Here is a 13,710-nt window from a genome sequence, read left to right on the forward strand (position 1 = left end):
ATGACGCTAACGGGCCTCGATCGCCGATGCGAGCGCTTCGAGCAAATCCTTGGCCCGTCGGTCGACATCCTCGCTCTGCATCTCGTTGAGCAGGAACGAAAAACCGATCCCGTGGTCGGGCCAGGCCCCGTGCAGCCCGCCACCAGCGCCGGTGTGGCCGAACGCGGGACGCACCGCGCCGTAGGTCCCGATGGGGTCGTCGAGCTCATAGCCCAGACCGAATCGGACCGGGCGGTCGTTGATGGCGTCGGTCCCCTCCGACCAGGTACGGGTGGCGAGCTCGCGCGTCGCGGCGCTGATGACGCTCTCCCCGCCGGCGATCAGGGAATACAGACGCGACATGGCGTCGGCGCTGCCGATGCCGCCCCCTGCGGAGAGTTCGGCGGCGTGGTGTTCGCGTTCGTTGACCGAGAGCCTCTCGCCGAGCAGGGAGCTGCCGTACATGCGGTCGACGATGCGGCGACGCTCGGGATCATCCTTCAGGAACGTCGAGACGCGGTAGCCGTCGGCGCGGTGGATCGTGGCCACACGCGGCTCCTCCGATTCGGGAAGACCCAGATGGATGTCGAGGCCATGGGGTGTGGCCAGTCGTTCCCGGACAAGGTCCCCCACGCTCCGCCCGGTGACACGACGCAGGATCTCGGTCATCAGATACCCGTACGTGATCGCGTGATAGGCGACCCTGTCCCCCGGCTCCCACAACGGCTCCTGCGCAGCGAGGCGTTCGGCCATCAAAGCGTTGTCGAGTTGTTCATCCCCCACCGGGGCGGGGTCGACGTACACCAACCCGACAGTGTGCGAGAGCACATGATGGACGCGGACCTCGGCCTTGCCGGCCTGTGCGAACTCGGGCCACAGGTCGGCGACGCGCGCCTGCGGATCGAGCTCTCCGCGGTCGATCGAGATCGCCGCGAGCGTGGCCACCAGTCCCTTGGTGCCCGAGAAGAGCACGGCCAGCGTCGATTCCGTCCACGGTCGGGCGCCACCGCGTTCGGTGGTCCCGCCATACATCTGCACCAACGGTTCACCGTCACGGTGGACGCTGAACGCCATGCCACCCGACCCGGCCTGCACGTGTCGGGAGAAGACCTCGGCGAGTTCCTCGGTGGGGATCTGCTCGTGGTCGACGATCGTCACCGGCGTCTGGGCGTCAGAGATCTGGGGCATTCTCCAGCAGCTCCTTGGTGTAGTCGGCCGTGGGATTGGTCAGGATCTCCTCGGTGGTGCCCTCGTCGACGATGACGCCCTGCTGCAGCACCGCCACCCGAGAGGCGATGTGCCGGGCCAGGGCGATGTTGTGCGTCACGAACAGCATCGTCATCCCCCGTTCCTCACGCAGACGAACCAAGAGGTCGATGATGCTGGCCTGCACCGACACGTCCAGCGCCGAGGTGATCTCATCACACACCAGCACCTCGGGCATGTTCACCAGGGCTCGCGCAATCGCAGCCCGCTGCCGCTCACCGCCGGAGAGATCACCTGGGCGACGCCGGGCGAACTCACGCCCCAGCCGAACAGCATCCAGAGCATCCCCGACACGTTCACGACGCTGCCTGGCCGTCATCTCCCCGGTCATCTCCAGCGGAACCGACAGGGACTGCTCCAGCGTCCGGCGTGGATTCAGTGAGGAGTACGGGGACTGGAACACGTACTGGATGGCCTTGCGCTGCTGCGCGGCGCGACGCCGCGTCGAGCGCTCCAACGCTTCACCCCGGTGCCGGATCGTTCCTGTCCAGTTCGCGTTCAGGCCGGCGATCGAACGGGCCATGGTGGTCTTGCCCGAACCGGATTCGCCGAGCAGCAGCGTGGTCTGAGCCGGCTGCAGCTCAAGGTCGATGCCCTTGAGGACCTTGTTCGAACCGTAGGCCACCCGGAGGTCCTCGATGGACAGGGTCACCCCGTCATCGTGAGCGGCCTCGGTGGTCCGTGCCGGTTCGTTGACCTCAACTCGCGCTTCCTTCCCGCCGGTGCCGGGCTCGTTGGCCGTGGACTCGGCGGGTTCGTCATCCGCTTCGGCCGGATCGAACTCCCCGGCACGTCGTCGCTGTTCGAACTCCCAGATCTTGTTCCGGCCGGCGAGGTCGGGGACGGCGGCGATCAGCGTCCGTGAATAGGGGTGCTGAGGATCATGCAACACCTGTTCCACGGGGCCGACCTCGACGACCTCACCGCGCTGCATCACCATCACCCGGTCGGCGATCTCATTGACCACCGCGAGGTCGTGGGTGATGTAGAGGGCGGCGACGCGGTGCTTGATGGTCAGATCGCGCACCGTGTCAAGGACGAGCGCCTGAGTGGTGACGTCCAGGCCGGTGGTCGGCTCGTCGAGGACGAGCACGTCCGGGTGCATGGCGAAGGCCATCGCGATACCGATGCGCTGCTGCTGACCTCCCGAGAGCTGGTGTGGCCAGCGACGCTGATAGGCGTCGTCATCGGGCAGACCGACCTCACGCAGCACATCCCGGACCCGTTCGGCACGGGCCGCGTCGTCGTCACCGTAGGCGTGGATGTCGAGCACTTCCCGGATCTGCTCACCGACACGCATGCTCGGGTTCAACGAGCTGGCGGGGTCCTGCGGGATGTAGGCGACGCGGGAACCGCGCAGGCCACGTCGCACCTCGCGGTCCAGGGCCGTCATCTCCACCGGATCCACCAGCGTGGACGCGTGCAACGTCACGCTCCCCGCGGTTCGGTGAAGCCCTTCACGGAAATGGCCGAGCACGGCGAGCGCCACGGTGGTCTTGCCCGAACCGGACTCCCCCACCAGGGCGAGGATCTCCGAGGGGCGCAGCGACAGATCCACACCGCTGACGATGACCTGCGTCGGTGCGGCAGTGGTGCTGATCTCGAGGTCCTCGACCTCGAGCACGGGGGCGTCGGCGGCAACGCGTGTGTGCCACGCCGACCCCTCGACCATGGGCGCACCAGAACCGGTACGTGTCTTGGCTCCCCTACGTGGGGTGGTTTTCTGCGGTGTCATCAGGCTTCACTCACCTTGGTGGACGCAAAGGTGCGGGCGATCGAATCTGCGATGAGGTTGGTGCCGATCGTCAGCAGGGCGATCACGAGCACTGGAAGCATGACGCCCCAGGGCTGGACGGCCAGCGCGATGCGGTTCTCGTTGATCATCAGACCCCAGTCGGGTGCAGGCGGCTGCAGGCCCAGTCCGAGGAACGAAAGCGAGGCGATACCGCCGATGGAATAGGTCAGACGCAGACCCGCCTCGACCGTCAGCGGCCCGGTGATGTTGGGCAGGATCTCGCGGACGATGATGCGCCAGCGCGGCACCGCATACATCTCGGCTGCAGCGATGTAGTCCTCGTTGATCACGTTGAGAGCGGCCGAACGGGTGACGCGGGCCACGCGGGGAGCGTGCGTCAGGCCCAGGACCATGACGAGCACCCAGCCCTGGGGGCCCAGGACGGTGACCGCCAACAGCGCGAACACCAGCTGCGGGATGGCGAGCAGCACATCGTTGGCGCGCATGAGGATCGAATCCACGGTTCCGCCGGTGTAGGCGGCGACGGTGCCGAAGATCATCCCCACGATGATGCCGACGGCGGTGGCCAGCAGTGCGAGGGTGATCAGCGTCAGACCGCCGGACAGGAACCGGGAGAGCACGTCACGGCCCAGGTTGTCGGTGCCGAAGGGTCCGGTGAGGCGGAACGGCTGGTCGGCGAATTCGGTGGCCGTGTATCCGGTGGCCCACGGCAGAAGCAGCGGTCCGATGAGCGCCAGGGCCACGATCGTGGCGGTCAACGCCACACCGACCTTGGCCTGTCGTTGTGCGAAGAAGCGCTGGAGGGGGGTCAGGACGACGCCACTGGCAGCCATCAGCGAGCACCTCCCGTGCGGAGTTTGGGGTTGGAGAGAATGCCGACGACGTCGGCGAGCAGGTTGACCACGATGTAGACGACCGCGATGAGCATCACCACGGCCTGGACCACCTGAACGTCGCGATAGGTCACCGCGTCGATGAGGGCCTGGCCCAGCCCCGGGTACCGGAACAGGTACTCGACCACCGCGACGCCACCGGCCAACCAGGCGAGCTGGATGGCGATGACCTGCGCGACGGGGCCGATCGCATGCGGCAGCGCGTGGCGGAAGATGACGCGTCGTTCGGGGACACCCTTGAGCCGGGCCATCTCAACGAAGCCGGAGTCCAGAACCTCGATCATGGTGGCGCGAGTCATGCGCACGATGTAGGGGGCGACTGCGAGAACCAACACGATGGTCGGCAGCACGAGCTGCGCCGGGAAATCCCACACCTGGGTTCCGGGTGGACGCATGGTGACCGCGGGCAGGATCGTGAACACGCTGGTGGCGAACAGGGCGACGAGCGCGATACCGATGACGAACTCGGGCAGGGCCGCCAGGACGAGGGAGCCGATGGTGATGGCCGAGTCGGTGGTCCTGCCGCGGCGCAGCGCCGAGTAGATGCCCACGAGCAGACCGATCGGGATCGCGATGACCGCAGCGATCACCATGAGCAGCAACGACGCCCCGAGTCGGTCCCCGAGAAGCGCCCCGACCGACTCACCGGAGGCCACCGAGGTTCCCAGGTCACCGGTGACCAGTCCACCGAGCCACAGGAGGTAGCGCTTCCACGGTGGGGCGTCGAGATTCATCTCGGCGTTGATGGCAGCGATGCGTTCGGGCGTGGCCTGCTGGCCGAGGATGGCGCGGGCCGGATCACCCGGGAGCAGCGCTGTGGCGAAGAAGATGATGAGCGAGACGGCGAACAGAATCAGGATGCTGATGCCGAGTCGCTTGGCGATGAGTCGGGCGATCACAGGGCCTCCCCGATGAAGACGCGATGGAATTGGAAACCTGAAAGTGGGATCCCGGTGCGGTTCTCCACAAGGCCTCCGACGTAGTTCTGGTGGGCGTCGAGCTGGTTCGCAAAACCCCAGATGATGAAGCCGCCCCGTTCGAACAGGATCGTCTGGGCCTCGGCGATGATCTCGGCGCGACGCTCGGGGTCACGCTCGGCACGGGCCGCAGCAACGAGTTCGTTGAACTCCGGGTCGTCGAAATGACATTCGTTGAACGGCGAATCCGGCAGACTGCTGGCGGAGGCCTGCTCGAGGAAGTTGCGGGTGTACCAGAAGCTCTGGGAGAAGCCGTAGTTGAGATAGTCACCCCAGAAGGCGGTGAGGTCCATCTGGTTGATCTTCACCCGGATGTCGGCTTCCTTCGCCTGCTGGGCGAATACCTGGGCGGCTTCGACGGCACCGGCCTGGATGGGCGCGGTGACCAGTTCGATGTCGATCCCATCGGGATGGCCGGCTTCGGCGAGCAGGCGCTTGGCCTCGGCGATGTTCTGCTCCCGTTGTGGGACGTCGGGGTAGCTGGGGTCGAACACCGCGTACATGTCATTGCCCACGATTCCCTGGCCGGAGAGCGTCTGGTTGATCATGCCGGGTCGATCCACGGCCAACCGCATGGCCTGACGCACGCGGACATCGTCGAAAGGCTCCTGATCGACCCGCATGGTGAACGGCAGGTACATGCCGGTCACCGAATTGAGGATGCTCAACCGGGGGTCGCTCTCCAGCACGTGGGTGAGTGCTGCGGGGATGGAGGCGATGGCGTCGACCTGGTTGGAGAGCAACGCATTGATGAGCGCATCGTTGTCGTTGAAGTTCAGCAGGACGACGCGTTCGAGGTGGGGGCCCTCATCGCCCCAGTAGTGGGGGTTCGGCACCATCACGGTGGACTGTGCGGGCACGAAGTCCTCAAGCATGAACGGCCCGGTGCCGACGGGGTTCTCGACGTCGAAGTCCTCCGGCACGATCACGTTGGAGTACGAGCCGGTGAGGTTGTCGAACTCGGCGTCGGCGCTGGACAGGTGGAACTCGACGGTGCGCTCATCCACCTTGACCATGCGGTCGAGGTGCCCCAGTGATGCAGCACCGTTCTTGGGGTCGTCGGGGTCGATGATGCGCGTGTAGCTGGCGATGACGTCCTCGGGACGCAGCGGACGCCCGTCAGAGAATTTGACGCCGGAACGAAGTTTCACGGTCCAGACCGTGGCGTCCTCGTTGGGGGTGATCTCCTCTGCCAGCATGGGACGCAACTCGTAGTCATCGTCGAAGTACATCAACGAGTTGTAGAGATTGATCGCGCGACCGATGTCACCGAGGTTGGTGGCCACCTGGGCATCGAGGGTGTCCGACGCCCCACCGCCGACGAAGCCCACGGTGAGGCTGCCCCCCTTGACCGGCTTGGAGAGGTCGAACTTCGGCGCCGCCTCGGCCTGACCGCGACCGCAGCCGCTGAGAACCGACAGCGCGCCGAGGCCCAGCACTCCCCCGAGCACGGCACGGCGAGTGGTCCTCATATCGAGCGGGACGAATGGCGCGGGCACGTGAAGCCTCCTGAAAGTGTGATGGCCCTCATGTGGGGAACGCCAGCACCTTAGTGACCCGAACCATACGATCGCAACTTCTTTGAACAAGAACCGGCTAATCGCAACACGCGTCGGACCCCGCTCCACCTCTGCGTCGTGCCGCGTCTGCCCGGCAAAACGCAGAGATGGAAAGCAACGCCTCGGACGCACGGCCCCACCTCTGCGTCGTGCCACGTCTATCCGGCAAAACGCAGAGATGGAAAGCAATGCCTCGGACGCACGACCCCACCTCTGCGTCGTGCCACGTCTATCCGGCAGAACGCAGAGATGGAAAGCAATGCCCCGGACGCACGACCCCACCTCAACGCAAAGCCGCGTCTACCCGGCAGAACGCAGAGATGGAGCCATCTGACCGGCGTCTGCACCCTCAATGACACCGGTCCGTCTGACGGAACGAGGCGTCAGGACTTCTTGACGTCCATCACCACGTCGAATTCCAGCAGCGATGCACCGGTCGCCACCGGCTTCTTCGCCTCCCCGGCATGGGCGGCACGAGCGTCACCATCACGCCACGCAGCGAAGGATTCCTCGTCCTCCCACTGCGTCACCACGAAGTATCGGTTCTCCCCCGCCGTGGGACGGAGCAGCTGGAACCCCAAGAACCCCGGAGCGGAGTCAACGGTGTGCGCACGGTTCGCAAAGCGCTTTTCGAGCTCGGGACCCGCTCCCTCGGGGACTTCGATGGCATTGATCTTCACCACTGTCATGCCGCGATCCTAGACTCCGCTCGGAGGCCCCCGTCAGGCCCCGCATCGCTTGCACTCGACCGACCGAATCGGGCCGCGCTCCCTCAGTCTCGCGATGGCTCTCCTCGCCCAACGAAAACGAAGTGGCACCCCTTCGGGATGCCACTTCGTTGGCCTCGATCACTCAGTCCTTCTCGCGTGCCCGCTGGATCTCCCGCGCGCGTTCCTCGTTGGCCTCTTCGGTCAACCTGGCGCCGGCCTCGGCATCCCGTGTGAGGTTCTCCCCCGTCTCAACGTCGAACACGTGCATACGCCGCCCATCAACCCACAGTTCGGCATCATCACCGCCACGGATACGGCTGGCCGCATCGAACGAAGCGACGATCTGGGGCTCCATCTCGTCACCGTCGAGATCGCGAGCCAGCTCATCGAGGAGGTCCTTGACCTTGGCATCCGACTCGTACTCGATGTATCCGTACTGTTCGTTGCCCAACCACTCCGAGTGGCTCACGCGGGCAGAGAAGGTCGTGCCGTGCGGCTTGATGGCCTCATCGACGAGCTTGGCGTCCTCGAAGTGCTCCGGGCGCATGCCCAGCAGCACCACATCCTTGCCCTCGGCGGCATCCAACAGACGCTGCGGCACCTCCAACGCACCCAGGGGCGTCTGCATGCGCCCGCCCTCCACGCGAGCAGGCAGGAAGTTCATCGACGGTGCGCCGATGAACCCGGCAACGAACAGGTTGGTCGGCTGCTCGTACAGTTCGCGCGGCGAGGCGATCTGCTGCAGCTCACCCTTCTTGAGTACCGCAACACGGTCGCCGAGCGTCATGGCCTCGGTCTGGTCATGGGTCACATAGATCGAGGTGATGCCGAGGCGACGCTGCAACTGCGCGATCTGCGTACGCATCTGGCCACGCAGCTTGGCGTCGAGGTTCGACAACGGCTCATCGAACAGGAAGGCATCGGCGTCACGCACGATCGCACGCCCCATGGCCACACGCTGACGCTGACCACCCGAGAGGTTTCCGGGCTTGCGCTCGAGGTGTTCATCGAGATCGAGCATCGCCGATGCCAGACGCACCTTGTCGTCGATCTCATCCTCACTCAGCTTGTTCTTGCCGAGCCGCATCGGGAACGCGATGTTCTCGTAGACGGTGAGGTGCGGATACAGCGCGTAGTTCTGGAACACCATGGCGAGATTCCGGTCACGCGGAGCAACCTCGTTGACGCGCTCACCATCGATGAGCAGGTCGCCGGAGGTGATGTCCTCCAACCCCACGACCATGCGCAGCAGCGTCGACTTACCGCAGCCCGAAGGCCCCACGAGGATGATGAACTCACCGTCGGCGATGTCGATGCTGACGCCGTTCACCGCCGGGAATCCGTCACCGTACTTCTTGACGATGTTCTTCAAAGTGATGGTTGACATGTCTTCTTCTCTCCTCCGGTCAGCCCTTGACGGCGCCCTGCGTCAGGCCGGACACGATCTGACGCTGGAACAGCATCACGATGATGATGACGGGAATGGTCACGATGATGGCCGCCGCCGAGATGGCGCCGGTGGGCTCCTCGAACTGCGAAGCACCGGTGAAGAACGCCAGCGCCGCCGGGACGGGACGGGCTGCTCCGGTCGAAGTCAGCGAGATGCCGTACACAAAGTCGTTCCACGCGATGAAGAACGCGATGATCGCGGTGGTGAACACCCCCGGTGCAGCGAGCGGCACGATCACCTTTCGGAACGCCTGGAACGTGGTGGCGCCATCCACCTGCGCGGCCTGCTCCAGATCCCACGGGATCTGCTGGAAGAACGCCGAGAGGGTGTAGATGGAGATCGGCAGCGTCAATGACAGGTAGGGGATTATCAGGCCCGGCCACGTGTCATAGAGCCCGATCTGACGCCACAGGTTGAACAGCGGGGTCACGATCGAGATCACCGGGAAGATCGAGACGCCGAGCGCCGCCGCCAGAATCAACCGCTTGCCGGGGAAGTCGAGTCGTGCGATCGCGTAGGCGCACAGCGTCGACAGGACCACGGCGATCAATGTGGAGATCAACGTGATGCCCAACGAGTTGATCAGTGCCGGGATGAACAGATCCGACGCCGCCCCGGCGAAGATCGACTGATAGTTCTCAAGCGTCGGTGCCGACGGCAGCAGTTTGCCGCTACTGAGCTCCGCGGTCGGTTTCAACGAGGTCGCCAGGATCGAGAACACCGGGAACAGCGTGTACAACCCGACGACGATCGTGATGACCGCCCACAACAGGCCCCTGCGGCCCTTGCCCTTTCCTTCGTTCGCCGCCATGTCAGCGTCCTCCCTTCGGGCCGGCGAGATCCACCTTGAAGCCCTTGATCGCAACAACGCTGATCGCGATCACGCAACAGAACAGAACCACCGAGATGGCCGACCCCATACCGATCTCGAGTCGACCGATCGACGTGCGGTAGGCCAACAGCGAAAGCACCTCGGTGCCGTAGGCGCCGTTGGTCATGATGAAGATGTTGTCGAAGATGCGGAAGGCGTCGAGCGCACGGAACAGCACCGCGACCATGATCGCCGCCTTCATGTTCGGCAGGATGACGCGGCTCATGCGCTCCCACCACGTGGCGCCATCGACCTTGGCGGCCTCGGTGAGCTCACCGGGCACCTGAGCCAGCCCCGAGAGCAGAAGCAACGAGATGAACGGCGTGGTCTTCCAGATCTCCGAGGCCATGATCACAAACAGCGCGCTGGGTGCGGCACTGAACCAGTCGAAGCCGGCGTCGATCCCGGGAACCCAACTCAGCCAGTGGTTGACGAAGCCGGAGTTGAGGTCGAAGGCGTAGAACCACGCGAACGCCGAGACCACGGTGATCGTGCCATAGGGCACCAGGATCGCGGTGCGCAACGGACCACGGATGCCCCGGATCGCGCTGTTCATCACCAGTGCCAGCGCGAAGCCCAGCACCAGCTCCACCGCCACGGTCACCACCGTGATCAACGCGGTGACGCCGAGAGCCTGCCAGAACACAGGGTCGGAGAAGATGACCGCGTAGTTGCCGAGGAACACGAACTCGCGCTCCTCCGGTGCGGTCAGCCGGTAGCTGAACATCGAGTCGAAGACGGCCTGCAGGATGGGATAGACCGTCACCAGCAACATGATGATGAAGGCCGGACCAGCCAGCAGCCACCCGAGCCTGCGCTCGGCGCGCGCCCGCTCCGAGAGCGGCGCCTTCCCCTTCACGGGAGTTGCCTCGGCGCTCACAACAGACGCTCCCCTCTCAGCACCTCACCGAGGAACTCCTGGGTCTCGGCCGGTGTGTTCTCGTTGACATCCGGGATTGGCGTCCACTGCTGCTGCACCGCGGTGGAGACCTCGTTGTAGAACGGAGTCTGTGGACGCGCGGCCCCGGCGTTCAGCGAATCGCGGATCAACGGAGCCATCGGATAGGCCTCCTTCACCGCCGGATCGTCATAGGCGGACTCGGCGGCCGGCGGGTTGCCATTGGTGGCGAAGTACATCGCCTGATTCTCCGGTGACGTGATGCAGGTGACCGCCTCATAGGCCAACTCGGGGTGCTTGCTCGGCGCACCGACTCCGATGTTGATGCCGCCCACCGGAGGCGCCGATGGGGTGTCGGCGTCGACGCGCGGGTACTGGGCCCAACCCATGTCCTGGGCGACCTCGGGGGCTTCCTCGTTGAGCGCCGTCCACACGAACGGCCAGTTCACCATGAACGATCCCTCGTCGGTGGCGAAGAAGTCCTTGTTGGCCGACTCATCGGCGTTGACGCCACCGCCGTACAGACCCTCCCGGCCAATCGTTCCGACGATCTCGGCCGACTTGCGGCCCGCCGGGGAATCGATACCGAAGTCGGTCTCATCGGCTTTGGCTCCGGGGTTGCGGATGAGGCTCTCGTTCTGCGATTCGACCAGCGCGTTGAGCCATACCGTCATCGACTCGCCGCGGGTCACCTGCACGCCGAGCTTCTTGTCGGTCTTCTTCGACGCCTCCATGAGCTGGTCCCACGTGACCGGCTTGGTCATGTCGAGCCCGGCCTCCTCGGCCACCGACTTGCGGTACCAGAGCAGCTGGGTGTTGGCCCAGAACGGCACCGTGACGAATTCGTCCTTCCACTTCGAGGACTCGATCGCTCCCTCGACGACGCCCTCGGTGCGCTGGTCGATGACCTCCTGCGGCACCGGCGCCAAGAACCCGGGCTCGGCGAGTTCCGGGATGAACGGCGGGTCCAGGCTCATGATGTCCATGGATGAATCCCCCGCCGCGAGTCGCCGCGCGAGCTGTTCACGCTGCGATGATGCATCACGCGGCAGGAGCGATGTGGTGATCGTGTACCTGCCCCCGGACTCCTCAGAACACTTCGCCGCGATCTCGGCCTGGCCACCATCATCGGGGTTGATGTACCACATCAACTCCGTCTCCCCGGTCTCGGCCGAGCACCCTGCCAGCGCCGTGACAGCCAGCATGCTGGCGGCCACCACCGTGGCCCCGGCTCGTCTGCCCCTGTGCATACGATTCCTTCCGACGAGATGCCCACATCCACGTGGTGCGGCACTCACAGTATCCATCTTCCTTCTTCGGGAATACCGGAGGCCCGGATCGAGACACAACATTTACCGATCGGAATGTCTCGAGGTTCCTGCCCCAGCCCATTCAGAAGCGTTCGCGCGCGATCTGCTCGTGGTGACGCACGACCTCGGAGACGATGAAGTTGAGGAACTTCTCAGCGAATTCAGGGTCGAGGTGCGCCTCCTGCGCCAACGCACGCAGACGCGCGATCTGCTCGCGTTCGCGCGCCGGATCGGCCGGCGGCAGACCATGCTCGGCCTTGAGATGCCCCACACGCTGGGTGATCTTGAAACGCTCGGCCAGCAGATGCACCAGCGCGGCGTCCATATTGTCGATGCTGCCGCGCAACGAGGCGAGCTCGGCTTTGGGATCATCCATGGGATCAGCCTGCCATGAGCCACATCGCACATCGGACATGGTCACCATGCGGCGGCAGACGCTCACCGCGTGGTGGCCAGGGCCTCATCGATCTGACGCGGCCCCAACGCGCCGAAGCGCACATCACGCACGATCCCGTCGGCGTCCAGGAAGAAATGGTGCGGAATGGCTCCTGCACCATAGGCCCGCGCGATGTCGTTGTCGGCATCGGGGATCTGGTGAAACGTCAACCCCAGGCGTTCGGCATAGGCGTCGACGGTATCGGCGTCCTCCCCCACGTACACCGCGATGACGGTCACGCCATCCCCCTCGGCGTGCGCGGCCTCCACATCGGGGGCCTCGACGCGACACTGCGCGCACCACGTGGCCATGAAAACGATCCAGGTCTCACCTTCGATCTCCGAGAGTCGGACCTCCTCTCCGTCAATACCCACGGCGGTGAAGTCCGGAGCGGCCTCGCCGATCTGCGGGGCGGGCGCGGCACCGGCCACCTCCACCTGCGATATCTCCCCGGCCTCGGCCTCCTCGGTCTGACGCTGGTTCATCAACCAGCTGCCCGCCAGCACCGCCAGCACGGTCACCGTCACCAGGACGACGCGCATCGTGGCTCCACGTCTTGCGCCATCCCCTCTCCCGGCACCGGGCGTCGCGGCGTCATCATGCTCGCCCACCTGTGTGGTTCCTTGATCTGATACATGGCTGGGCATGTTCGACCTCCCTGCTTCCACTCGCACTCAGTAGGAGTGCAGGCCCCCGAAGAAGAGGTTGCCGAAGTAGGTGAAGATCACTGCGGCGAACCCCAACACCAACAACCAGGCCGAACGCGAGCCACGCCAGTCACGGGTCACGCGAGCATGCAGGTATCCGCCGTAGATCAGCCATGTGACCAGGGCCGCTGTCTCCTTCGGGTCCCAGCTCCAGTAGCGCCCCCAGGCGACATTGGCCCAGATCGAGCCGAGGATGAGCATGAACGTCAGCATCGGGAACGTGACCACCACCGAGCCATAGCCGATCTCATCGAGCAGGTCGCTCTTCGGCCAGCCCCTCCACCGGATCTTCGGGGCGATCAGGTACATCACAGCGGCACCGAAACCGACCGCGGCCGCACCGTAGCCGATACAGGCGGTGAACACGTGCAGCGTCAGCAACGGGCTGTTCTGCAGTGCGGGGACAAGCGGGCTCGGTTCATACGACATCGTGGACGCATACAGCAGCATCGCCAACGCCAACGGAAGCGTCATCATCGCAAGGACCCGAACCTGGTACCGACGCTCGACCACCACGTGAGCCACAAGGATTCCCCAGGCGAAAGCCACCGAGAACTCGTAATGACTCGCGAACGGCGCATGCCCGGTCACCATGGCCCGAGTGACCAATGATGCGGTCAACAACACCAGGGACAAGATCGCGGCGATCGACGCATACCACGCCACTCCGCTCGGCTTCGAAGCCCGCACACCTCCCGGTTCGGCGGCGCCATGCGTCTCCGACACCGCCGCATCCATCGGCGGCCCACCGGCTCCCACCAATTCCTTGGATTCGGCATGGGCGCGAGTGCGCATCTGCCGGGCACTCAGCACCACGGCCAAGTATCCGACCGTCGCGAACGCCACCAGCAACGTGGCGCTCATCAGCAACAACTGTGAGAGATCCAGTAGTTCCATG

The 13,710-nt window shown here is 65.0% G+C and carries 13 protein-coding genes; all 13 read right to left on the minus strand.

What is annotated here, in order from left to right:
• Nucleotides 1-6: 6 nt before the first annotated feature.
• Nucleotides 7-1,167 (minus strand): serine hydrolase domain-containing protein, encoded by a 1,161-nt coding sequence (locus FB460_RS04820; RefSeq protein ID WP_142092926.1) that lies wholly within the window; start codon nucleotides 1,165-1,167, stop codon nucleotides 7-9.
• Nucleotides 1,151-2,980, minus strand: a complete 1,830-nt coding sequence (locus FB460_RS04825; protein WP_211345830.1) for an ATP-binding cassette domain-containing protein — start codon at nucleotides 2,978-2,980, stop codon at nucleotides 1,151-1,153. Before FB460_RS04825 ends, FB460_RS04820 begins: the two co-directional genes overlap by 17 nt.
• Nucleotides 2,980-3,834, minus strand: a complete 855-nt coding sequence (locus tag FB460_RS04830) for an ABC transporter permease (protein ID WP_211345831.1) — start codon at nucleotides 3,832-3,834, stop codon at nucleotides 2,980-2,982. Before FB460_RS04830 ends, FB460_RS04825 begins: the two co-directional genes overlap by 1 nt.
• A complete protein-coding gene (locus FB460_RS04835; protein ID WP_246044244.1) occupies nucleotides 3,834-4,793 on the minus strand; it encodes an ABC transporter permease in 960 nt (319 codons plus the stop codon). Before FB460_RS04835 ends, FB460_RS04830 begins: the two co-directional genes overlap by 1 nt.
• Nucleotides 4,790-6,370, minus strand: a complete 1,581-nt coding sequence (locus FB460_RS04840; protein WP_211345832.1) for an ABC transporter substrate-binding protein — start codon at nucleotides 6,368-6,370, stop codon at nucleotides 4,790-4,792. The genes FB460_RS04835 and FB460_RS04840 overlap by 4 nt, the downstream gene beginning before the upstream one ends.
• A 443-nt stretch (nucleotides 6,371-6,813) precedes the next feature.
• On the minus strand, nucleotides 6,814-7,119 hold the full coding sequence (locus tag FB460_RS04845) for an antibiotic biosynthesis monooxygenase family protein (protein ID WP_142092927.1): 306 nt from the start codon (nucleotides 7,117-7,119) through the stop codon (nucleotides 6,814-6,816).
• 163 nt (nucleotides 7,120-7,282) lie between these two features.
• On the minus strand, nucleotides 7,283-8,527 hold the full coding sequence (locus FB460_RS04850; protein ID WP_142092928.1) for an ABC transporter ATP-binding protein: 1,245 nt from the start codon (nucleotides 8,525-8,527) through the stop codon (nucleotides 7,283-7,285).
• A 19-nt stretch (nucleotides 8,528-8,546) separates the two neighbouring features.
• The gene (locus FB460_RS04855) at nucleotides 8,547-9,401 is read right to left on the minus strand and encodes a carbohydrate ABC transporter permease (RefSeq protein WP_142092929.1); all 855 of its coding nucleotides are present in this window, start codon (nucleotides 9,399-9,401) and stop codon (nucleotides 8,547-8,549) included.
• A gap of 1 nt (nucleotide 9,402) precedes the next feature.
• Complete coding sequence (locus FB460_RS04860) at nucleotides 9,403-10,320, minus strand: carbohydrate ABC transporter permease (protein WP_246044245.1); 918 nt, start codon at nucleotides 10,318-10,320, stop codon at nucleotides 9,403-9,405.
• A gap of 17 nt (nucleotides 10,321-10,337) precedes the next feature.
• Entirely contained in the window at nucleotides 10,338-11,609 is a 1,272-nt protein-coding gene (locus FB460_RS04865; RefSeq protein WP_211345833.1) for an extracellular solute-binding protein, read from the minus strand.
• 142 nt (nucleotides 11,610-11,751) lie between these two features.
• On the minus strand, nucleotides 11,752-12,045 hold the full coding sequence (locus tag FB460_RS04870) for a chorismate mutase (protein WP_142092931.1): 294 nt from the start codon (nucleotides 12,043-12,045) through the stop codon (nucleotides 11,752-11,754).
• A gap of 62 nt (nucleotides 12,046-12,107) precedes the next feature.
• Nucleotides 12,108-12,647: a TlpA family protein disulfide reductase gene (locus tag FB460_RS04875; RefSeq protein WP_170209948.1), complete on the minus strand. Its 540-nt coding sequence runs from the start codon at nucleotides 12,645-12,647 to the stop codon at nucleotides 12,108-12,110.
• A 132-nt stretch (nucleotides 12,648-12,779) separates the two neighbouring features.
• Nucleotides 12,780-13,709: a c-type cytochrome biogenesis protein CcsB gene (ccsB, locus tag FB460_RS04880; protein ID WP_142092933.1), complete on the minus strand. Its 930-nt coding sequence runs from the start codon at nucleotides 13,707-13,709 to the stop codon at nucleotides 12,780-12,782.
• Nucleotide 13,710: the final 1 nt, after the last annotated feature.

This window comes from Propioniferax innocua (genome assembly GCF_006716235.1).
Classification (GTDB): domain Bacteria; phylum Actinomycetota; class Actinomycetes; order Propionibacteriales; family Propionibacteriaceae; genus Propioniferax; species Propioniferax innocua.

Excerpts from the sequence above, each read along its gene's own strand:
- FB460_RS04875 (WP_170209948.1), bottom strand. The coding sequence starts at position 12,647 with ATGCGCGTCGTCCTGGTGACGGTGACCGTGCTGGCGGTGCTGGCGGGC.
- FB460_RS04825 (WP_211345830.1), bottom strand. The coding sequence starts at position 2,980 with ATGACACCGCAGAAAACCACCCCACGTAGGGGAGCCAAGACACGTACC.
- FB460_RS04820 (WP_142092926.1), bottom strand. The coding sequence starts at position 1,167 with ATGCCCCAGATCTCTGACGCCCAGACGCCGGTGACGATCGTCGACCAC.
- FB460_RS04855 (WP_142092929.1), bottom strand. The coding sequence starts at position 9,401 with ATGGCGGCGAACGAAGGAAAGGGCAAGGGCCGCAGGGGCCTGTTGTGG.
- ccsB (WP_142092933.1), bottom strand. The coding sequence starts at position 13,709 with ATGGAACTACTGGATCTCTCACAGTTGTTGCTGATGAGCGCCACGTTG.
- FB460_RS04830 (WP_211345831.1), bottom strand. The coding sequence starts at position 3,834 with ATGGCTGCCAGTGGCGTCGTCCTGACCCCCCTCCAGCGCTTCTTCGCA.
- FB460_RS04850 (WP_142092928.1), bottom strand. The coding sequence starts at position 8,527 with ATGTCAACCATCACTTTGAAGAACATCGTCAAGAAGTACGGTGACGGA.
- FB460_RS04865 (WP_211345833.1), bottom strand. The coding sequence starts at position 11,609 with ATGCACAGGGGCAGACGAGCCGGGGCCACGGTGGTGGCCGCCAGCATG.
- FB460_RS04870 (WP_142092931.1), bottom strand. The coding sequence starts at position 12,045 with ATGGATGATCCCAAAGCCGAGCTCGCCTCGTTGCGCGGCAGCATCGAC.
- FB460_RS04845 (WP_142092927.1), bottom strand. The coding sequence starts at position 7,119 with ATGACAGTGGTGAAGATCAATGCCATCGAAGTCCCCGAGGGAGCGGGT.